The 21,396-nt window shown below is 35.1% G+C and carries 18 protein-coding genes; 16 read left to right on the top strand and 2 right to left on the bottom strand.

The window, feature by feature from the left end; translation table 11 throughout:
- Window positions 1–116 precede the first annotated feature (116 nt).
- Window positions 117–1,034 (bottom strand): 1,4-dihydroxy-2-naphthoate polyprenyltransferase, encoded by a 918-nt coding sequence (locus AB3U99_RS15300; RefSeq protein WP_400242276.1) that lies wholly within the window; start codon window positions 1,032–1,034, stop codon window positions 117–119.
- A gap of 486 nt (window positions 1,035–1,520) precedes the next feature.
- Here AB3U99_RS15300 and spo0A point away from each other — a divergent pair, with 486 nt between their 5' ends.
- From spo0A to AB3U99_RS15230, 14 genes are all read left to right on the top strand, one after another.
- A complete protein-coding gene (spo0A, locus tag AB3U99_RS15295; protein ID WP_400242274.1) occupies window positions 1,521–2,303 on the top strand; it encodes a sporulation transcription factor Spo0A in 783 nt (260 codons plus the stop codon).
- Window positions 2,304–2,644: 341 nt separating this feature from the next.
- Window positions 2,645–2,845 (top strand): cold-shock protein, encoded by a 201-nt coding sequence (locus AB3U99_RS15290; RefSeq protein ID WP_400242272.1) that lies wholly within the window; start codon window positions 2,645–2,647, stop codon window positions 2,843–2,845.
- A gap of 107 nt (window positions 2,846–2,952) precedes the next feature.
- Complete coding sequence (locus AB3U99_RS15285) at window positions 2,953–3,678, top strand: glycerophosphodiester phosphodiesterase (RefSeq protein WP_400242270.1); 726 nt, start codon at window positions 2,953–2,955, stop codon at window positions 3,676–3,678.
- Window positions 3,679–4,125: 447 nt separating this feature from the next.
- Complete coding sequence (locus AB3U99_RS15280; RefSeq protein ID WP_400242268.1) at window positions 4,126–5,742, top strand: sigma 54-interacting transcriptional regulator; 1,617 nt, start codon at window positions 4,126–4,128, stop codon at window positions 5,740–5,742.
- A 23-nt stretch (window positions 5,743–5,765) separates the two neighbouring features.
- On the top strand, window positions 5,766–6,878 hold the full coding sequence (gene buk, locus AB3U99_RS15275) for a butyrate kinase (RefSeq protein WP_400242266.1): 1,113 nt from the start codon (window positions 5,766–5,768) through the stop codon (window positions 6,876–6,878).
- On the top strand, window positions 6,862–8,286 hold the full coding sequence (lpdA, locus tag AB3U99_RS15270) for a dihydrolipoyl dehydrogenase (RefSeq protein WP_400242264.1): 1,425 nt from the start codon (window positions 6,862–6,864) through the stop codon (window positions 8,284–8,286). The genes buk and lpdA overlap by 17 nt, the downstream gene beginning before the upstream one ends.
- Window positions 8,287–8,365: 79 nt before the next feature.
- A complete protein-coding gene (locus AB3U99_RS15265; RefSeq protein ID WP_400248096.1) occupies window positions 8,366–9,358 on the top strand; it encodes a thiamine pyrophosphate-dependent dehydrogenase E1 component subunit alpha in 993 nt (330 codons plus the stop codon).
- Between the two features lie 13 nt (window positions 9,359–9,371).
- Complete coding sequence (locus tag AB3U99_RS15260) at window positions 9,372–10,355, top strand: alpha-ketoacid dehydrogenase subunit beta (protein WP_400242262.1); 984 nt, start codon at window positions 9,372–9,374, stop codon at window positions 10,353–10,355.
- A gap of 25 nt (window positions 10,356–10,380) precedes the next feature.
- Window positions 10,381–11,631: a dihydrolipoamide acetyltransferase family protein gene (locus tag AB3U99_RS15255; protein WP_400242260.1), complete on the top strand. Its 1,251-nt coding sequence runs from the start codon at window positions 10,381–10,383 to the stop codon at window positions 11,629–11,631.
- Between the two features lie 122 nt (window positions 11,632–11,753).
- Window positions 11,754–12,194 carry a BrxA/BrxB family bacilliredoxin gene (locus tag AB3U99_RS15250; RefSeq protein ID WP_400242258.1) on the top strand — a complete coding sequence of 147 codons (441 nt, stop codon included), beginning with the start codon at window positions 11,754–11,756 and terminating at the stop codon, window positions 12,192–12,194.
- A 388-nt stretch (window positions 12,195–12,582) separates the two neighbouring features.
- Entirely contained in the window at window positions 12,583–13,368 is a 786-nt protein-coding gene (locus tag AB3U99_RS15245) for a transporter substrate-binding domain-containing protein (RefSeq protein ID WP_400242256.1), read from the top strand.
- Between the two features lie 119 nt (window positions 13,369–13,487).
- Window positions 13,488–14,147, top strand: coding sequence for an amino acid ABC transporter permease (locus AB3U99_RS15240; protein ID WP_400242255.1), 660 nt, complete (start codon window positions 13,488–13,490; stop codon window positions 14,145–14,147).
- Window positions 14,140–14,862, top strand: coding sequence for an amino acid ABC transporter ATP-binding protein (locus AB3U99_RS15235; protein WP_400242253.1), 723 nt, complete (start codon window positions 14,140–14,142; stop codon window positions 14,860–14,862). Before AB3U99_RS15240 ends, AB3U99_RS15235 begins: the two co-directional genes overlap by 8 nt.
- A 180-nt stretch (window positions 14,863–15,042) precedes the next feature.
- Window positions 15,043–15,549, top strand: a complete 507-nt coding sequence (locus AB3U99_RS15230; protein WP_400242251.1) for a L,D-transpeptidase — start codon at window positions 15,043–15,045, stop codon at window positions 15,547–15,549.
- 61 nt (window positions 15,550–15,610) lie between these two features.
- On the opposite strand, the gene prli42 is transcribed toward AB3U99_RS15230, so the two are convergent.
- The gene (gene prli42 / locus AB3U99_RS15225) at window positions 15,611–15,712 is read right to left on the bottom strand and encodes a stressosome-associated protein Prli42 (RefSeq protein WP_156827795.1); all 102 of its coding nucleotides are present in this window, start codon (window positions 15,710–15,712) and stop codon (window positions 15,611–15,613) included.
- A gap of 170 nt (window positions 15,713–15,882) precedes the next feature.
- On the opposite strand from prli42, the gene AB3U99_RS15220 reads away from it, so the two are divergent.
- Both AB3U99_RS15220 and AB3U99_RS15215 read left to right on the top strand, forming a co-directional pair.
- Window positions 15,883–17,004: a tripeptidase T gene (locus AB3U99_RS15220; protein WP_400242249.1), complete on the top strand. Its 1,122-nt coding sequence runs from the start codon at window positions 15,883–15,885 to the stop codon at window positions 17,002–17,004.
- A gap of 489 nt (window positions 17,005–17,493) precedes the next feature.
- On the top strand, window positions 17,494–21,300 hold the full coding sequence (locus tag AB3U99_RS15215) for a DNRLRE domain-containing protein (protein ID WP_400242247.1): 3,807 nt from the start codon (window positions 17,494–17,496) through the stop codon (window positions 21,298–21,300).
- The last annotated feature ends 96 nt before the right edge of the window (window positions 21,301–21,396 follow it).

Raw genomic sequence — 21,396 nt, 5'->3', positions numbered from 1 at the left:
TTAATACACTTCACTTTCCAGGAAAGGCTGTACACTATAAGCTAAAAAACACCAACAGCAAAACAAAAAGTATCATGAAAAGATTGTTGATAATCCTTTTCATGATACTTTTGATTTTACATATTTTGCATGATGAAATCTAATAAATATCCAACTGTAATAAATAATCCAAACATTGTATTCGTCAATCCGGTATTTTTCATAGCAATCGGTGTTTGGCTTCGATCTCCTCTAAAGCCTTTAATTGCTTCCAGTGGCTTCTTGAAGCTAAGTAATACAATTAATAGCCATGGACTAAAAATGCCGACAGCAACGAAGATAACAACCCATAGATAGGATAAAATAAATAATGCCGCAAGCAGATTAACTGCCTTTTTAAAACCGATTAGGATAGCAATTGTTTTTCTTCCGCCTAAAGTGTCTTCTTCAATATCTCTAATATTATTTGATAAATTAATTGCACCAATAAGTATTGCGATTGGTACAGAGATCATAATACTTTCTTGATTAATTTCACCGGCTTGAATATAGAATGAGATTAGGATAAAGATACAGCCCATACAAATACCCGAAAATACCTCGCCAAATGGTGTATAAGCTATTGGGAGCGGTCCTCCTGTATATAAATACCCAATAGCCATGCCAAATAAGCCAACTAAAGCAATCCACCAACTAGTATTCGAACAAATGTAAATACCTAAAAGTAATGCAATAATATATAGGCTAATTGCCATATTTAAAACTAATTTTGGTTTCATTCCATGGTGAACAATCGCTCCACCGATTCCTACTGAATCAGCAGTATCAATACCTCTTATATAATCATAGTACTCATTAAATAAATTGGTCGCTATTTGAATAATCAAGCAAGCAAACATCATGGCAAAAAATAAACCCCATTTTGTTGAGGCATAAGGGAAAGATAAAACCGTACCAATGGAAACAGGTACAAAGGAAGCAGTTAACGTATGCGGTCTTGTAAGCTTCCATAGTATTTTAAAAGTAGGTTTTACTTCATTTGTGACATTCTCCATAAAAAAATCCTTTCTAGCTTTGAGCAAATTATAAAGGCGCAAAGTTTTTTCATTTAGTAAAAAAACTTTGTGCTGGGTTTTATCTAACGGGATAGATAAGTTGAAATCAAAAAAATAGATGCTTCTTTTGTCCAACTTTAATAATACCGTATAAAGTAACATACCAACAAGAAAATATTCATAAAAAAGTCATAATTTTTTCTTCCAAAAAAAGAAGTGTTTGGGTAAAGGAAAGGAAATTTGAATGTGTTCTTTTTCTTAGTGGATAGGTGGGGGATAATATAAATGTAAAGATTTTTCGACAAAAGTATGAATTGTATCGAAATCAGTCGAAAACATGAGAAAATGAGAGAAACAATAGGGTTTTTCTTATTTATTAAGTTTTTTTTATAAAATCAAAGGATTTTTTGTTGCTTTGTCGAAAATGTCCTTTAGAATAAAAATATAGATAACTAGAGACATTTGGATTGAGGGAGGAAACAACTATTGAAGAAAATAAAAGTTTGTATTATTGATGATAATCGAGAACTAGTAGGTTTATTGGAAGAGTATATAGATGCTCAGGAGGATATGGAAGTAATCGGTGTTGCTCATAATGGGCAAGAGTGTCTGGAGTTAATCGAACAACTAGAACCAGATGTGATGGTGCTCGATATTATTATGCCTCATCTAGATGGCTTAGCTGTGCTAGAAAGAATGCGCCAAATGAATAAAAAAATGCCTAATGTCATTATGTTAACTGCTTTCGGGCAGGAGGATGTTACGAAAAAGGCGGTTGAGCTAGGTGCTTCTTACTTTATTTTAAAACCGTTTGATATGGAGTATTTAGCAGGCCATATTCGTCAAGTAAGCGGTAAAACAGCTGGATTCGTTCGGAAATCTTCTTCTTTCAAATCGCAACAGGAACCAAAAGCAAAGAATTTGGATGCAAGCATCACGAGTATTATCCACGAGATTGGTGTACCTGCCCATATTAAAGGATACCTTTATTTACGTGAAGCGATTTCTATGGTTTATAACGATATTGAATTATTAGGATCGATTACAAAAGTCCTGTATCCCGACATCGCTAAAAAATTCAATACAACAGCGAGCCGTGTAGAACGTGCGATTCGTCATGCTATTGAAGTAGCATGGAGCAGAGGCAACATCGACTCCATCTCATCCTTATTCGGCTACACTGTCAGCATGTCTAAAGCAAAACCAACAAACTCAGAATTTATCGCGATTGTGGCAGATAAATTAAGATTAGAGCATAAGGCTTCTTGAGAGGGTTAGGGTGGTTACAAAGCATACCAAAACGTTCTTACGTTTGGTATGCTATAATTACAATATAGGGTTATTAAATGGAAATAATAGGGGTGTAAATATATTCAAGACCAATTGTGCAAGCTTGCCATTGTGAATTAAAATCCATAATAAGGAATTTATTTTAAAAAATTGAAAAATTTTCACTCAAAGATTTGCTTTCTGAAGATTAACCTGTTACTATTAAGGAGACTTATTTTTGTTCTTTAGAAAATAGTTGAGAAATACATATTTCTTTATTTTTTACTACGAGCAAGGATAGTAATACATTTGTGCATAAAGCACATAGGAGGAAACAAGAAATGGCTACAGGTAAAGTAAAATGGTTTAACGCAGAAAAAGGATTTGGTTTCATCGAAACTGCTGAAGGACAAGATGTATTCGTACATTTCAGCGCTATTCAAACAGACGGTTTCAAAACATTAGATGAAGGTCAAGAAGTTTCATTTGACATAGAAGAAGGTCAACGCGGACCTCAAGCAGCTAACGTAGTAAAAAACTAATTTAACAAAAACGGATACAGGCTCTGACTTATGTTAGGGCCTGTTTTTTTCATCATTTATTAAAATTTTCAATAGCTAATGAGTTCTACGTAAGGAAGTGATTTTACGTGACGAAAATATTTGCACACAGAGGTTTTTCCGCTCAATATCCAGAGAATACCATGAAAGCTTTTGAAGAAGCAGAAAAAGCAAAGGCTGATGGAATCGAAATTGATATTCAAATGACAAAAGATGGGGAAGTTGTCATTATCCATGACGAAAAAGTAGATCGTACGACAAATGGATCAGGGTATGTGCAAGAATTAAGTTATAAAGATATAAGATCATTAAATGCAGGACATCGATTCAAGCATATTGGAAAAGAAACTATTCCCACGTTAATTGAGTTATTTGATTGGATGCAGGACAATACAATAACTTGTAATATTGAAATGAAAAATAATAAAATCCCGTATAAAGGGATGGAAGAAAAAACGATTGAACTCATCAGAAAATATGGATTCGAAAACCGGATTATATTTTCCTCCTTTAATCATTATAGCCTCGTTCTTAGTTATCGCATCGCACCTGAAATTGAAACAGCTCCATTGTTATCAGACGGGATATATCAGCCTTGGATTTATGCCAATGCTATATGTGCCAAAGGGTTTCATCCTAATTACAAACGGATCGATCAAGAGATCATTAAATCTTCAGAAGAAAAAAATATAAAAGTAAGAGCATATACAGTGAATAATCTTAAAACGATGAAAGCGCTGATGAATCAAGGTATTTCTGCAATTATTACAGATGAGCCAATTCTAGCGAGAGAAGTATTAACACAGCAGTCTTAAGAGTGATGGTTTTCCACTATCTTCTATTAGTATATAGAGATGGAGGAGAACCTTTTTGATTGATCCCACGCTTAAACTTCAGTAAGACTCACACCACTTGCTTATGAGAATTCGAGGAAGATAGGGGGAGGAGTAACTGTCCGTAAAGGTCCAAATGGTTCAACTAACCATCAGTAAGAGAGAAAGAAAACCCCACTGATGGAAGTTTCACTTTATTAATATTACAAGCCGCTAATACTCCCCCTTATGAGATTGTAAGTAACTGAGAGAAAACTACGATCCATTCCCTATTAAAACCTTCAACCAAAAGGATCAGAGATAGAGTATTAGATAATGGGTTTTTTCAGAAATATGAAAAAACGGGAAAAAAATTGCATATTAATCGAGAGATGGGTATAGTATAGATATGAAATAAATTGCACGGATGAACAGATAGGAAGTGTGCTAATGATCGATCGAACTATACAGTCAACCTCTTATACCCTTTTTGACGAAATGAAGGAAGGGATTATCCTAGTGGATAATCATGGAGTCATCTGTTATTTCAACAAAAGTGCGGAAAGAATGATGCAAAAACAATATCATCTACAAATAGATCAGCATATATTATCGAGTATTCCTACTAGTGGAATGATGAGAGTATTGCATACTAAAAGAAAAGAAGAACAGAAAATGTTTGCGATATCTGAAAAGGATTATCTTTTAATTTCTCGTTATCCCTTAAAAAACAAGGAAAATCAAGTGATTGGCGCATTAGCAGTATTACAGGAAGCTGGTCAAAAAAGAGAATGGGCGGACGATGACAATATACGGATGTTGCTGACATTGGTTTTGCAAAAAAGTGCAGAGGCATATGTTGTAGTCGATGAACTTGGTCATGTTATTATGCAAAATTCATCATATAAAGAACTGCTTTCCATACTGAAGCAGCAAAATGGTTGCGAATTAATGATCAAAAATAGAGAAGAAGTCTTTCAAACAAGACGAGATGCGGAGATAACAATCAATACAGACGCATCCTCTCTTCATATAAAAAGTACACCGATTATAGTGAATGGAATATTAAAAGGTTGTTTGCAAATTATTCATAATGAAACCGAAACAGTCTATTTGAAAAATGAGCTAGAGCAAACAAAATCGATAATACGTGGGTTAGAGCATAGCTATCAATTTATTGATTTTATTTATCATTCCCCATTTATGAAATTTGCGATTGAGCAAGCAAAGCTAGCAGCTGCTAGTAAACGTGTCATTTTTGTTAGAGGAGAAGAAGGTACTGGAAAGTTTATGCTTGCTAACGCTATTCATAATGGCAGTGAAAATAAGTTTGGATTGTTCAAGCGTATAAATCCAAAAAGAGACAGACAACAACTAATAAAGCTTTTAAGTAAGCGTTTTGGTAATTATAAAGGAACGGTCTACTTAGAAAATGTCACCTCCTTATCGATGGATGAACAATCCTTGCTACTAGAAATAATTAAGGACTTTGGGAAGGTAGAGCAAGAATACTCCCTTCGTCTTATTGTTTCATCACCTATCAAGCTAGAGAAAGCACTAATTGCTGGAATGTTTATAGAAGAACTATATGATGAGCTAATGAAATCGAATATTTACTTACCGCCATTAAGTGAGCGTAAGGAGGATATTTATCCATTAGCTAAACATTTTCTCTTAGAGTTAAACAAAGAAAGTGGTAGATGGATAGGTGAAATTGATTTAGAAGCTCGAAAAGTATTAGAAGCTTATTCATACTCAACCAATATACTAGAATTAAAGGCAATTTTACAACTTGCTGTAATAAGAGCCCAAGAAGAATCTACCGTTCTTACAGCAGAGCATCTCGTTCCAATTTCCATAAAGACAAAGAAAGAACAGCCAATGGATTTGTACTTTGATACGGATGAGGATAATCAAACACTTTCTGTGCTAGTTGAAAAATATGAGAAAGTTATCATTGAGAAAACCTTAAGCAAGCTAGATGGAAATAAGACGTTAACGGCTAAAACATTAGGTTTATCTGTCCGTAATTTATATTATAAATTGGATAAATATGACTTGAATTAATTTTTTGACAAGGGGTTTTTAAAATGAGTAAATTTCGCATATTGGTAATAAACCCAAGGTCATTTGTAACAGAAATTGCCCTCTATGAAAATGAGGTTCCGATAATAGTAGCCGATATACATCATGAAGCTGAAAAAATACAGGGGTTCCCTTCCATTGTTTCACAATATATATACCGTTCAAATGAAATTCTTTCTTATCTAATGGAAAAAGGAATCAATCTTTCCAAATTAGCTGCTGTTTGTGGAAGGGGCGGGTTGCTTAAGCCAATTGATGGTGGAACCTATATTGTTAATACTGCTATGCGCGATGATTTACTTGGACAAACAAGAGGGGAACATCCTTCTAACTTGGGAGCGCTTATTGCATATGAAATTGCAGAGCATTTCGATATTCCCTCCTATATAGTTGATCCGGTCGTTGTAGATGAAATGGACAGCATTGCCAAGATTTCTGGTTATCCGAAAATTACAAGGAAGAGTGTCTTCCATGCCCTTAATCATAAAGCATCTGGGAGACGAGCAGCGATGGAACTTGGTAAAAAGTATGAGGAGGTTCAGTTAATCATTGCTCATCTTGGTGGCGGCATTACAATCGGTGCCCATTCGAATGGAAGAGTAATTGATGTTAACAATGGATTAAATGGGGAAGGGCCGTTTAGTATCGAACGTTCTGGAACCCTTCCTCATGGTGATTTAGTCGATTTATGTTATTCTGGAGAATTCAGCTACGAAGAAATGAAGCATGAATTACTATACCATTCAGGGGTAATGGCTTATATCGATAAACCGAGTAGAGGGGTTTTAGATTTAGAAGAAGAGCTAAAAAAGGCTGATAATCCGAATTATCCGATTTTTGAAGCTCTAGCATATCAAATCGCTAAGGAAATCGGGAGTATAAGTACGGTGCTATTAGGAAAAGTAGACGCAATTATCTTAACCGGTGAACTTGCATATAGTAATTTATTTGTAAAATTAATTATGGAACGTGTTAGTTGGATTGCAGATATAATGGTATATCCAGGCGAAAATGAACGACAATCATTGGCACAGGGTGTATTACGAGTATTACGTAAGGAAGAATTAGCAAAAGAGTATTTAAGTAAAGGAGTGTGGAAAAATGGCAAAAGAGTATGATCTTGTCATTCTAGGTGGTGGAACTGGAGGCTATGTAGCAGCGATTCGAGCCTCCCAATTAGGTTTAAATACAGCAGTCGTAGAAAAAGGAAAATTAGGTGGTACTTGTTTACATAATGGTTGCATTCCAAGTAAGGCACTATTAAGAAGTGCGGAAGTTTATGCGACAACGAAAAAAAGTGATGAATTTGGGATTTTTACATCAGATATACGATTAGATTTTAGTCGTGTACAAGAAAGAAAAACTACTATCATAAATCAGCTTCATAGCGGTGTTCAATTTTTGATGAAAAAAGGGAAAATCGATGTTTATGAAGGGAACGGAAGGATATTAGGACCATCCATCTTCTCTCCTATGCCAGGAACCATTTCCGTTGAAATGAATAATGGAGAAGAAAATGAAATGCTGCTTCCCAAACATGTAATCCTTGCGACTGGTTCAAGACCGAAAAGCTTACCAGGATTAGAGATTGATGGATCGACTGTAATTAGCTCGGAGGAAGCGTTGCAAATGGAGGAGCTCCCTAAATCAATTATTATTGTTGGCGGTGGAGTAATAGGAGTTGAATGGGCTTCCATGCTTTCAGATTTTGATGTAGAAGTTACTATTTTAGAATATAGTGAACGATTAGTGCCTACAGAAGATAAGGAAATTAGTAAAGAATTACAAAGAATTTTAAAGAAAAAAGGCATTAACATTGTTACAGGTGCCAAGGTACTGGCAGAAACCTTGCAAAAAGACTCGACGAAGGTAACCATTCAAGCAGAAAAAAATGGCGAAAACAAAACATTCGAAGGAGAGAAGCTTCTTGTATCTGTAGGAAGAATTGGAAATGTCGAAGGAATCGGACTTGAAAATACAGAAATAGCGGTTGTTAATAATCAAATTCAAACGAATGAATACTATCAAACAAAGGAATCGCATATTTACGCGATTGGGGATTGTATTGGAGGATTACAGCTAGCACATGTAGCATCACATGAAGGAATAATTGCCGTTGAACATATTGCTGGGGAAAAGCCACATCGACTAGACTATAAAACAGTTTCTAAATGCATCTATACTAGTCCAGAAATAGCTAGTGTAGGTTATACAGAAGACGAGGCAATTGCACTTGGCTATTCGATTAAAAAAGGCAAATTTTCCTTTAAAGCAATTGGAAAAGCGCTTATCTATGGAGAACAAGATGGATTTGTAAAAATAATTTCGGATAAAGAATCAGAGGATTTATTAGGAGTACACATTATCGGGGCACATGCTACTGACTTAATCGCAGAAGGAGCTCTTGCAAAAGTACTCGATGCAACAGCTTGGGAAATCGGAAATACGATTCACCCACATCCAACATTATCAGAGGCTATTGGAGAGGCAGCACTTGCAGTGGAAGGTAAAGCAATTCATGGCTAAATAAAAAGTTTACAAAAATAGGGGAAGAAGATAAGTAGGGGGAACAAAAATGAATCCATTAGGAGGTAATAATATGACGATGGTCCATAATCGCCATTTAGAAGCTGGTTTAACAGACGACCAAGTATTGGCTATGTATGAGCAGATGCTCCTAGCTAGAAGAATTGATGAAAGAATGTGGTTATTAAATCGAGCAGGGAAAATTCCGTTTGTTATTTCCTGCCAAGGTCAAGAAGCGGCACAAGTAGGAGCAGCTTTTGCTTTTGATCGTGAAAAAGATTATATGCTGCCATATTACCGTGATTTAGGGGTTGTGCTAACTTTTGGGATGACTACTAAGGATATTATGCTATCAGGCTTTGCAAAAGCAGAAGACCCGAACTCAGGAGGAAGACAAATGCCAGGACACTTCGGTCAAAAGAAAAACCGTATTGTCACAGGTTCTTCTCCAGTAACTACGCAAGTACCACATGCAGTAGGTGTGGCGTTAGCAGGTAAAATAGAAAAGAAAGATTTTGTTACCTTTGTAAGCTTTGGAGAAGGTTCTTCGAATCAGGGAGACTTCCACGAAGGAGCAAACTTTGCTGGTGTGCATAAACTACCTGTTATTTTTCTATGTGAGAATAATAAATATGCCATTTCTGTTCCAATCGAAAAGCAATTAGGTTGTGCAAATGTTTCCGATCGAGCAATTGGCTATGGAATGCCAGGATATACAGTGGATGGAAATGATCCAATTGAAGTATATCGTGTCACAAAAGAGGCAGTGGATCGAGCAAGAAGAGGAGAAGGTCCAACACTTATTGAAACCGTCTCTTACCGTTTGACTCCACATTCTTCTGATGATGATGATAGTAGCTATCGTGCAAAAGAAGAAGTGACAGAAGCGAAAGGGAAGGATCCATTACTTACCTTCAGAGCTTATTTAATCTCGACTGGTATATTAACGGAAGAATTGGATCAAAGCTTGAATAAAAAGATTGCAGAAGAAATAAATGAAGCAACAGATTATGCTGAAAAGGCGCCATATGCACAACCAGAAGATACGCTTAAATTTGTGTATGGCGAATAAGGGGGAAATGTAGATGCCAGTAATATCTTATATAGATGCAGTAACTCAAGCCATTCGAGAAGAAATGGAGAAAGATGACAAAGTATTTATCCTAGGTGAAGATGTAGGGGTAAAAGGGGGAGTTTTTAAAGCTACCACAGGTCTTTACGAACAATTTGGCGCAGAAAGAGTAATTGATGCTCCCTTAGCTGAATCAGCTATAGCAGGGGTAGGAATTGGAGCAGCAATGTACGGTTTAAAGCCTATTGCAGAAATGCAATTTGCTGATTTTATTATGCCTGCTGTCAATCAAATTGTCTCAGAAGCAGCAAAAGTTAGATATCGCTCCAATAATGACTGGACTTGTCCTATTGTCATTCGTGCACCTTATGGAGGGGGGATTCATGGGGCACTTTATCACTCTCAATCAGTTGAAGCGATGTTTGCTAATACTCCTGGATTGAAAATAGTGATGCCTTCCACTCCATATGATGTCAAAGGTTTATTAAAGGCGGCCATTCAAGATCCGGATCCTGTTTTATTTTTTGAACACAAACGTGCTTATCGATTAATTAAAGGGTTTGTACCAGAAGAAGATTATGTGCTGCCAATCGGTAAAGCAGATGTCAAACGGGAGGGTGATGATATTACCGTTATTACTTATGGCTTATGTGTCCATTTTGCTCTGCAGGCTGCTGAAAAATTGGCAGAGGACGGGATTTCTGCCCATGTTTTAGATTTACGAACCGTTTATCCACTAGATAAAGAGGCAATTATCGAAGCTGCTTCGAAAACCGGAAAAGTCCTATTAATAACAGAAGATAACAAAGAGGGCAGTGTGATTAGTGAAGTGGCAGCCATTATAGCCGAAAACTGTTTGTTTGATTTAGATGCACCAATTATGCGTTTAGCGGGAGAAGATGTTCCTGCGATGCCATATGCACCAACGATGGAAAAATTCTTCTTAGTTACGCCAGAAAAAGTAGAAACTGAAATGAGAAAGCTCGCAGAATTTTAAGTCGCATAAGAAGGAGTGAAAACAGATGCCAATCGAGAAAATTACCATGCCAAAATTAGGAGAAAGTGTAACAGAAGGTACGATAAGCAATTGGCTTGTAGCTGTAGGGGATGTCGTCAATAAATATGATCCTCTTGCTGAAGTTATGACAGATAAAGTAAATGCAGAAATTCCTTCTTCTTTTTCTGGAAAGATTAAAGAATTAATTGCTGAAGAAGGGCAAACCCTTGATGTAGGCGAAGTAATATGTACCATTGAAGTAGAAGGGGATAAATCACAGGTAGAACAGTCTCAGGAAGAAAAGACAGTAAAAAAAGAAGTGGATGTATCTATTCATGCTGACACGAGTCAAAAAACTAGATATTCACCAGCTGTATTACGTTTATCTCAGGAAGCTGGAATTGATTTAGCGCTATTAAAGGGAACAGGCGCAGGTGGAAGAATTACAAGAAAAGATGTTCAAAAAGCGATAAGCGACGGTGTTCCACAGGTGAAAGAAGAAGAGAAAGCACCTGTAAATGTTGCAAAAACTCCCCTTAAAGAAACGGTTGTACATAGTAGTATTCAAACAAAAGCGGGAGACAAGGAGTTGCCGATTACTGGAGTTAGGAAAGCAATTGCAATTAATATGGTAAAAAGTAAGCATGAAATTCCTCATGCTTGGACAATGATAGAAGTTGATGTAACAAAGCTTGTCCAATATAGAAATAAAGTAAAAGATTCCTTTAAGAAAGAAGAAGGCTATAACTTAACATTCTTTGCCTTTTTTGTGAAGGCAGTTGCCCGTGCATTAAAAGAATTCCCAGAAATTAATTCTACTTGGGCTGGAGACAAAATCATTCAGAAAAAAGATATTAACATCTCCATAGCTGTAGCAACAGAAGGTGCGTTATTTGTTCCAGTTATAAAAAACGCTGACGAAAAATCAATTAAAGGAATTGCAAGAGAGATTACAGAACTTGCCAACAAAGCAAGAACTGGAAAGCTAACTATTGATGAAATGCAGGATGGCACATTTACTGTCAATAACACAGGCTCATTTGGATCTATTCAGTCAATGGGAATTATCAATCATCCACAAGCTGCAATCCTTCAAGTGGAATCAATTGTGAAAAGACCAGTAATTAAAGAGAATATGATTGCTATCTCAGATATGGTGAATTTATGTATGTCACTAGACCATCGAGTATTAGATGGACTTGTTTGCGGAAGATTCTTACAAAGAATTAAGGAAATACTAGAAACTACATCTGAGGAAACAACGCCAATCTATTAAGAAATGGGAGAATTCAGTTCCGAAAATTGTGAATACAGCTAATACAAACATATATATTGAAAATGAATACATTTTTTATAATAATGTAGGAAGAAAAATATTTCATAAAAGGGAGCGAAACGATGAATATTGACTTTAACTTATTCATGAATGATGTTGTCCGTCAAGCACGCCAAGAAATAGTAGATGCTGGGTATCAAGAATTAACGACAAAAGAAGCAGTAGATGAAGCATTATCCCAAAAAGGCACGACGCTAGTGATGGTGAATTCTGTATGTGGGTGTGCTGGTGGAATTGCAAGACCAGCTGCTGGCTACTCGTTACATTATAAAAAAAGACCAGATCAATTAGTAACTGTATTTGCAGGACAGGATAAAGAAGCAACAGAACAAGCTCGTTCTTATTTTACTGGCTTTCCACCTTCCTCTCCTTCTTTTGCGTTAATGAAAGACGGAGAGCTTGTTAAGATGGTGGAGCGCCATGAAATCGAAGGGCATGATCCAATGCAAGTAGTAGAAAGGCTGCAAAATGCATTTGAAGAATACTGTGAAGAAGTTAAATAAGCACTGTATATTTGCTAAAAAGCTCAGGAATCTGGGCTTTTTTTTTGAGGGGAAATTTACAGGTTTATGATAGAAAAACAACATATTGAAAGTAATTAGCCTCTTGATAATAATTGCTTATCAAAATTTAACAGCAATAAAGACAAGGCTTTCGTCTAATAGAAACGGAATTTTCAAAAAGTTTTAAAGGTATTATTTAAAAATTAAGTTTTTTCAGAATAGTATTTCATTAATTGAATTTGTATAAATTGTATTGAATAATTATAAGTATGTGTTAAAATTCATATTGTTGCATGAATATAAATGAAAGATTATCTTATAATTTGCAACAAACAAGCAATATTAATAGAGAATAGAAGCATTAGAAAGTATAGGGGGATAATAAACAATGAAAAAATTATTAGCATTAATGCTGTTGTCTATAGTAGTTGTTTTAGGTGCATGTGGTACTTCTACTGATGAGAATAGTTCAAATAGTGATACTGGATCTTCTGATAAAAAGGTACTTGTAATGGGTACTTCAGCTGACTATGCACCATTTGAATATATTGATACAGCAAAAAGTGATGACATTATCGGTTTTGATATTGATTTAGCAAATGCATTAGGCGAAAAACTTGGGTATGAAATCCAAGTGAAAGATATGGACTTTAGCGGATTAATTTCTGCATTACAATCTGGAAAAGTAGATTTAGTACTATCAGGTATGTCTCCTACACCGGAAAGAGCTGAAAACGTTGATTTCAGTGATGTATATTACACATCAAAAGATTTAGTTATCACAACAAAAGATAGCAATATTAAAACTGTACAAGACCTTGAAGGGAAAAAAGTTGGGGTGCAATTAGGTTCTATTCAAGAGGATGCAGCAAAAGAAATTGCTAAAACAGTAAAGGTTACTGTGGAGAACCGTGACCGAATCCCACAATTAATTCAAGAAATTAAAGCTGGAAGATTTGATGCAGCAATAATTGAAGATGTCGTTGCTACTGGCTATTTAAATAAAGAGGATACATTAACATCCTTCCCTGCAAAAGAAGCTAATCAGGATGCAGGTTCTGCGATTGCATTTCCAAAAGGCAGTGAATTAACTAGTAAGTTCAATGCGGAATTAAAGAAAATGCAAGATAGCGGAGAAATTGATGAGTTAATTGTTAAATGGTTTGATAACTAATTGATAAGTGAAAGCCGGGGACAGTTTAGGGCAAATTTTGCCCTAAACGTTTTCTTGTTTTTAAGCTATAAATAGAGATAGAAGACACCCTGTTTTTTTATGAAAGGATTGAGATATTAATGGGCTTGGATTTCCAACAATTTATTCCATCGCTTCCTTATTTACTGAAGGGAATAACAGTAACATTGCAAATTGTTATTGTAGCAGGAATTATTGGATTTATTTTAGGAATTATACTTTCGATTTTTAAACTAAGTAAGATTCCAGTATTAAGCTGGATTGCCGCAATTTATACATCTGTATTCAGAGGGACGCCCCTTGTTTTGCAATTAATGATTATCTATTTTGGTGTCCCCCAGTTAACTGGGATACAAATTGAACCCGCGGTTGCCGCCATTCTTTCCTTTGGCTTAAATTCAGCTGCTTATATTTCTGAGATTATTCGTGCCGGAATTTTAGCAGTAGATCGTGGCCAGAAAGAGGCAGCGATGGCATTAGGTGTCTCACCAAGACAAGCGATGTTCGATTTAATTTTGCCACAGGCTTTAAAAAATATTTTCCCAGCATTAATCAATGAGGCTGTTTCCTTAACAAAAGAGTCAGCGGTTGTAACGGTAATTGGTGTAACAGATATTATGCGTAGAGCGTATATAATGGGTGGAGAAAAATATGCATATTTGGAGCCAATGATTCTGGCAGGTCTTATCTACTATGTATTAGTTATGATACTGACAACATTGGCAAAAGCTGTTGAAAGGAGAATGAGAAGAAGTGATTAATGTTGAAAATTTGCATAAATCCTATGGCTCTCTTCAAGTTTTAAAGGGGATTGATACACAGGTCAAAAAAGGAGAAGTAGTGACCATTATCGGTCCTTCTGGTTCAGGAAAATCTACTTTTCTTCGTTGCATTAACTTGCTTGAAGTGCCTACTGAAGGAAAAGTAATTATTGATGGCACTAATATTACGGATAAAAAAACAAATATAAAAAAAATTAGAGAAAACGTTGGGATGGTATTTCAGCATTTTCATCTTTTTCCACATAAGACTGTATTGCAAAATGTCACATATGCACCGATTAAGGTGAAGGGCTTAAGTAAAACGGAAGCTGAAAAAATGGGCAAAGAGCTTCTAGATAAAGTAGGACTTGCTGACAAGGCGGATGTATATCCTAGCCGCTTATCTGGTGGTCAAAAGCAAAGGGTTGCAATTGCTCGTGCCCTTGCAATGAATCCTGAAGTTATCTTATTTGATGAACCAACGTCAGCATTGGATCCTGAAATGGTCAAAGAAGTGCTTGAGGTAATGAAATCACTTGCTAATACCGGTATTACCATGCTTATTGTGACACATGAAATGGGCTTTGCGAGAGAAGCTGCAAACAGAGTATTATTCCTTGATGGTGGAATTGTAGTAGAGGACGCACCACCAGCAGAATTTTTCACCAATCCAAAAACAGAACGTGCAAAAGAATTTTTGGAAAAGATGCTGTAATAATGAATACAATAAGATTTCTTTGTCTTGGGATGAAGGAATCTTTTTTTATTAAGTTTAGAGAAAAAATAAGTTTTCGTAAAGCTGAATAAAGAAAGAATAAACCTAGAAAGATACTATTCCTTTTCGTATAAAGGACAAACATCCACACAAACTAAGAAAAAAAGGGAGTGTGATTGTATGTTGAAACTTGTTCTCTCTATTTTCCTAACTGTCTCACCTATCTGGCCATTAGGGCAAAACCCTCTGCCAGGGGATTCCTTTGTCATTATTAATAAAAAAACCAATCAATTATCCATTATAGATGAAGATCGAGTTCAAACAACGATTAGTGTATCGACAGGAAAAAAAGAAGACTTAACGCCAGAAGGTTTATTTACAATTACAGTTAAAGCAGTTAATCCGTATTATCGAAAAAAAAATATCGTTGGGGGAAACAAAAATAATCCGTTGGGAACACGGTGGATTGGTTTTGATGCGAAGAATACAGATGGAAGAATTTATGGTATTCATGGAACCAATAATCCAAAATCTATTGGAAATTATGTGTCTAATGGCTGTGTTCGCATGCAAAATGAGGCAGTAGAATCGATTTATGATTTAATTCCTTTAGGAACCAAAGTTCTGATTATAAAGTCAGATAAAAGCTTTGAGGAATTAGCAAGAGCGTATGGGGCAATTCAGTAATCATGAATAAAGCGAAGAAGGCTTATACCTCTTCGCTTCCATAAATGTAGATAGTCTTCGTTTAAAATAACATCCCAATGCCGATTAACAGAGTAGATGCTAGCATAATAAAGATCATTAAATATACAACAATCTTTTGTAATCTATTTTTCTTCTTCTTCATAGAATCCTCCAATGTCATACTATTCTTACTGTCTATTTTACTAAGAATAGCAGAATGGTACAACTATAAACATATGGAATTATAGATAACTCATTATGTGATTTTCATTTGATGTTCTATTTTTATAAGCGTATACTAATAATGTCACTAATTTTTGGAGGAACAAAAAAATGATTAATCAAGAGCGTTTATTAAATCAGTTTTTAGAACTAGTACAAATCGATTCGGAAACAAAATTTGAAAAAGAAATCAGTATTGTATTAAAAAAGAAATTTGAAGAATTAGGCTTAGAAGTAATAGAGGATGATACAACTGCTATTACTGGTCATGGTGCAGGTAATTTGATCTGTACGCTTCCGGCAACGAAGGAAAACGTTGATCCTATTTACTTCACATCTCATATGGATACAGTAGTTCCTGGAGTTGGAGTAAAACCGTCAATTAAAGATGGATACATAGTAACAGATGGCACGACAATACTTGGGGCAGATGATAAAACTGGTTTATCTGTTATGCTTGAAATACTTACTGTAATCAAAGAAAATAATATTCCTCATGGAACCATTCAGTTTATTATAACAGTAGGGGAAGAATCAGGTTTATTGGGTGCTAAAGCACTTGATCCGAAGTTAATCCAAGCAAAATTCGGCTATGCACTAGATAGTGATGGCGAAGTAGGAAATATTGTTGTGGCAGCACCAACACAAGCAAAAGTAAAAGCAACGATTTTAGGAAAAACGGCTCATGCAGGCGTGGCACCTGAAAAAGGAGTTTCTGCTATTACAATTGCCTCTAAAGCGATAGCAAAAATGCCTTTAGGTCGTATAGACAAAGAAACAACAGCTAATATAGGCAGTTTCGCTGGAGGTAAACAAACAAATATCGTTTGTGACCATGTAGATATTCTTGCAGAAGCACGCTCATTGGTAGAAGATAAAATGCTTGCTCAAGTAGCTAAGATGAAAGAAGCATTTGAATCTACAGCAACCGAGATGGGCGGACAAGCAATTGTCGAAGTAGATGTCATGTATCCAGGCTTTAAATTTGGTGAAGGTGACCATGTTGTGGAAGTAGCTAGAAAAGCAGCTACAAAAATCGGCAGAAGCTGTGAATTACAACAAAGCGGTGGCGGAAGTGATGCCAACGTTATCTGCGGTTTTGGTATCCCAACTGTTAACTTAGCAGTTGGTTATGAAGATATTCATACAACAAATGAAAAAATGCCAATCGAAGAATTAAATAAATTGGCTGAGATGGTACTTGCTATTATTGAAGAAGTAACAGGTAAATAATCATATTTTTGAGTAGGGGTGTTTCCTTTTTAGGGAAGCACCCTTTTTGTGTATATATCAATCAAATGTTTCTGTTCTTGTTTGTATTTTCTAGAAAACAGAAAAAAATTTCCTCTTTTAGAATGTAAGAAAAAGTTAAATTCAAAGAGATTTGCAGCACTTCCTCATTTTTCCACGACTTATAGTATATTTGGGATATCATTTTCATGATAAATTAAAAATTTTATACATATAGGAGATTATCTATCTTAATAAACATTATTATTGGTAATTAAAGTTAATTAGTGAAAAGGATTCGACAAAAAAATACAAACCTAAATAATGGTAAATACATTGTCAACTTAGCATTAGCTAGTATCTCATGTGTAAACAAATTGTCTAGTATTTTAATATAAGGTGTAATTGTAGAAGTTTGTCGAAAAAAAAATATCTGTTTCTATTGAAAATAGTTATAATTAATCGAATTTTAATATATTAGGGGGAATTCGATTGTTTAAAAGAATTATATCTTTAATTCTTTGTATTACTCTATTTATCTCCATCATGCCAATATATGCTGGTGCCAACGAAGGAGAAAGCACAGATATAGATAAAACCATTTTAGAGAATACAGAGGAAAATAGTGTAACGGCTAATTTAGAAGAAGTAGAAACAGAGAGAGATGCTTATTCTAAAACCTATGTGGATGAACAAGGTCAATTTACAAAAGAAGTATATGCGGAACCCATTCATACAGAGATAAACGGAGAATGGGTAGAGATATCAACAGATTTATCTCTAAATAAAGAAGAAGGTATATTGGAGACGGAAACTACACAACTTCAAGCTGTTTATCCGTCCAAAATATCGTCAAATAAAGAAATATTATATACATTTGGTGATCATAGTTTAGAATTTACAAATATCACAGCATCTAATGGTCAAGATGAATTTCAATTTAAAAAGGATACAACAACTTCTTATCAAGATAATAAAGTAACATATGAAGAAGTATTACCAGGGATTGATTTACGTCATGTATCATTAAATAATGAAGTAAAAGAAGACTGGATAATAAATGATTATCAAGGAATTAGTCAATTCAATTACGTGGTAAATACTGATCTGATTGCTCAATTAGAAGAGGATGGCTCCATCAACTTTTATGAAGATAAAAGTATGAAAGAGAAAGTGTTTACACTCCCAACTCCAATGATGGAGGATTCAAATTTTAACGAGGGCTTGGGTAATGGAGTAAAATCAGATGCATTAGTTTATGAACTAGAACAAATAAGTCAAAATGAATATGCTATAAGACTTATAGTTGATAAGTCTTGGTTAGAATCAGAAGATAGAGTATTTCCTGTGTATGTTGATCCATCAGTTACGATTAATATGTTAGGAGATACATTTGTTTCAAGTGCTTATCCTACAACAAATTACAATAAAGAATGGGATTCCTCACAGGGAGAATATGTTCTAAAAGTAGGAAAGTATGATAGTACAACTGGAACTAACTATGCCTTTATTAAGTTTGCTATTGTGGGTGATTTAAAAGGAGCAGTTATTGATGCAGCAGATTTAAAAGTATATGTTACTCATTCATACTATGCCACGCAAAAGACAGGTCTATGGGTAGATAAAGCAAATGCTTATTGGACTGCTGATCTATTAACATGGAATAATAAACCAAGCTCAACAAATATTACAAGTACAACTGTTGCAAGAGATCAATGGGCTACTTTTAATGTAAAACAAACGGTTCAGGATTGGGTAGATACAAAATACGCTAACGAAGGATTTAAGTTTCATACTAATGGTAATGGTCAATCGTATTGGAAAAAAATAACTGCTGGTGAAAGTGCAAACAAAGCCAAAATAGTTATTTCCTATCATTACCCAACGATGAAAAATCCAACAGTGAAGGCTACACAAACTTCCGTTGGTGCGTCAACAGGATACGTTGATGTCTCTTGGCCGTCTGTCTACGGTGCTACTGGCGGTTATGAACTTCAAATGTTTAACGGAAAAAGTTTTGAAACTATTTATACTGGAACAGCAACAACTTGGTCATCTAAAGACAAGAAGATATTTCCGAAAACACCTTATTCAACTAGTAGTACTTTTAAGTTAGATAAGACTGGTGTGGAACTTCCAGTAGACCCAAGTGCATACTATACTGCAAAAAGTGGAACTTCAACTACAAGGAAAGAGTATGGGTTCAGAGTTATTGCGAAGTATAGCAGCGGAAATAGCCCAGCTTCATCTGAAGTGAAAAAAGCGATTCCGGCAAATTTAGTTGAGACACCAGATATTCCATCCGTTCAAGCTTTTGCATATCCAGAAACGGATACGACCAATAAAGGAAGAGGATGGCTTGAAATCTCATGGGATAAAGTTCCTAATGCAACTAATTATCGCGTTTTAATATTAAATGGGAAAAACTACGAAGAATTTTCGGTTGGGAATGTAAATAAATGGTCGACGAAAGGGCAAAAAATATGGCCAACTGATGCAGAAGTGGCAGCTGGTAAATTTGCCCTTCATCATGATAAAACAGGTGTGGAATTAGCTGCTAATCCTAATCCAGTATATATAAATTCAGGTGGTTATCAAAAATTCAAGCGTTATTCTATAAGAGTTAAGGCCGAATCTAGTCTTGGTGTTACTCCATATTCCGATTCCATTTATGGATATATTCCAATAGAAAAACCTAAAAATGTGAAAGTAACTAGTACAGTTATCACAGATGATGCGCAAAACTTAGGAGAAATAAATGTTCAATGGGACGCAGTGACTGACGCAGGTGGTTATGTCGTTAACGTTTTTGATGGAGATGAGTTTGTTTCATACGATGTAGGAAATACTACGAAATGGAATTCAAAAGGAATTGAATTGTTCCCAGGGATAGAAAATCTACCTGTAGATCCAACGAGTCATTATAAAAAAGTAAATACAACTAATCAAACCGTATTAGATAAAAAAGCTTATTTAGTAAATGTTCAAGCATACTACCATACCTATCAAAATTCTCCTGATACGGTAGAGAAAGAAAAGCTAGAAGAAGAATTTAGAGGATTAAGCGCAAAATCTTCCAATCTTTATGCAAGCTTTACAGCTGATGATTCATTGGTTGGGTTAGAAGATTATTTTACTTATGGAACTCATACTATGGGAACCTCTGAAGTTTCAGTAAATGTTACGACTGGCAACTTAACCCTTAGTCAGACAGATCACTCATTATTTACTAAAGGAAATTTAGGATTCGATTTTACCAGATATTATAATTCAAAATCAAATCAATCTTCTGTCCTAGGAAGAGGTTGGTCATTTGAAGGAAGCGAATATTTAATAAAAGCTGCCTCTAATAATAATTTCTATTTATGGGATGAGGATGGTACAAGACATGAATTTGTGTATAATACAACAAATAGTACGTATACCTCTCCTAAAGGGAAGTATTTAACATTACAGGATACGATCTTAAATAACAGAGCTGCTTTTACACTTACAGATAAATCTGGATTTGTTAAAATATTTGAAGCAGATCCAAATACACCTAATAAGTTTAGATTGTATGCATATCGAGATGGAAATAACAATCAAATAGCGTTTAAATATGTAGGGAGCGAATTAAGAGAGATAGCAGAAGTTGATACAAATAATAGCATTATTCGAAAGTCTATTAGTTTGGTTTACAAAAATGGATTACTTTACCAAACAAAGTATGTAGATAGAACAGTTGAATATGTATATAACGCAGAAAATCAACTTAGTGATATGCTGATTAAAGCCGCTGGAACAACTAAAGTAATTTCGAATTTATATGGGTATGACGAAGAATCAGGATTACTAACAGAATATATCGATGCTAAAGATAACGAAAATTCAATAAGTTATTCACCAAACGAAATAAGTATTTTAACACCACAAGAAGATGGAAAAGAGTCAATCTTAACCACTTACCAATTTAATAAAAATAAAAATGAGTATACAGTATTAGATACTGCCGAGAAGAAAACACTGTATAAAAGAGACACGGCTAATAAAACATTTGGTGTAACGGATGTAATAAATTTTGATGGAACGTCTACTAAAAGTACGTATGATAATAATTACAATGTTCTAACTACAACAGATGAACAGGGACAAACTGAAAGTAATGTCTATTATGCCAATGGAAATATTAAAACTGCAATTGAGAAAGATGGAAAACAAACACAGTATGTAAAATACGATGATAAAAACCAGCTCCTTGAAAAAATAGATCCTGATGGCGTAAAAACGGTTAATGTGTATGATTGTAAACGAGCATAATATTCCAGATACTCTTTTCCACTTTAATCCGGGAGAAAATCTGAAATAATGTGCTATTTTTTTCACTATATTTCGGAATGTGCAAAATCTTTTTCA

Source organism: Niallia tiangongensis (assembly GCF_044704065.1).
Taxonomy (GTDB): domain Bacteria; phylum Bacillota; class Bacilli; order Bacillales; family Cytobacillaceae; genus Niallia; species Niallia tiangongensis.
This window is presented reverse-complemented; position numbering and strand designations above follow the sequence as displayed.

Excerpts from the sequence above, each read along its gene's own strand:
- AB3U99_RS15300 (WP_400242276.1), bottom strand. The coding sequence starts at position 1,034 with ATGGAGAATGTCACAAATGAAGTAAAACCTACTTTTAAAATACTATGG.
- AB3U99_RS15290 (WP_400242272.1), top strand. The coding sequence starts at position 2,645 with ATGGCTACAGGTAAAGTAAAATGGTTTAACGCAGAAAAAGGATTTGGT.
- AB3U99_RS15280 (WP_400242268.1), top strand. The coding sequence starts at position 4,126 with ATGATCGATCGAACTATACAGTCAACCTCTTATACCCTTTTTGACGAA.
- buk (WP_400242266.1), top strand. The coding sequence starts at position 5,766 with ATGAGTAAATTTCGCATATTGGTAATAAACCCAAGGTCATTTGTAACA.
- lpdA (WP_400242264.1), top strand. The coding sequence starts at position 6,862 with ATGGCAAAAGAGTATGATCTTGTCATTCTAGGTGGTGGAACTGGAGGC.
- AB3U99_RS15265 (WP_400248096.1), top strand. The coding sequence starts at position 8,366 with ATGGTCCATAATCGCCATTTAGAAGCTGGTTTAACAGACGACCAAGTA.
- AB3U99_RS15260 (WP_400242262.1), top strand. The coding sequence starts at position 9,372 with ATGCCAGTAATATCTTATATAGATGCAGTAACTCAAGCCATTCGAGAA.
- AB3U99_RS15255 (WP_400242260.1), top strand. The coding sequence starts at position 10,381 with ATGCCAATCGAGAAAATTACCATGCCAAAATTAGGAGAAAGTGTAACA.
- AB3U99_RS15250 (WP_400242258.1), top strand. The coding sequence starts at position 11,754 with ATGAATATTGACTTTAACTTATTCATGAATGATGTTGTCCGTCAAGCA.
- AB3U99_RS15245 (WP_400242256.1), top strand. The coding sequence starts at position 12,583 with ATGAAAAAATTATTAGCATTAATGCTGTTGTCTATAGTAGTTGTTTTA.
- AB3U99_RS15240 (WP_400242255.1), top strand. The coding sequence starts at position 13,488 with ATGGGCTTGGATTTCCAACAATTTATTCCATCGCTTCCTTATTTACTG.
- AB3U99_RS15230 (WP_400242251.1), top strand. The coding sequence starts at position 15,043 with ATGTTGAAACTTGTTCTCTCTATTTTCCTAACTGTCTCACCTATCTGG.
- prli42 (WP_156827795.1), bottom strand. The coding sequence starts at position 15,712 with ATGAAGAAGAAGAAAAATAGATTACAAAAGATTGTTGTATATTTAATG.
- AB3U99_RS15220 (WP_400242249.1), top strand. The coding sequence starts at position 15,883 with ATGATTAATCAAGAGCGTTTATTAAATCAGTTTTTAGAACTAGTACAA.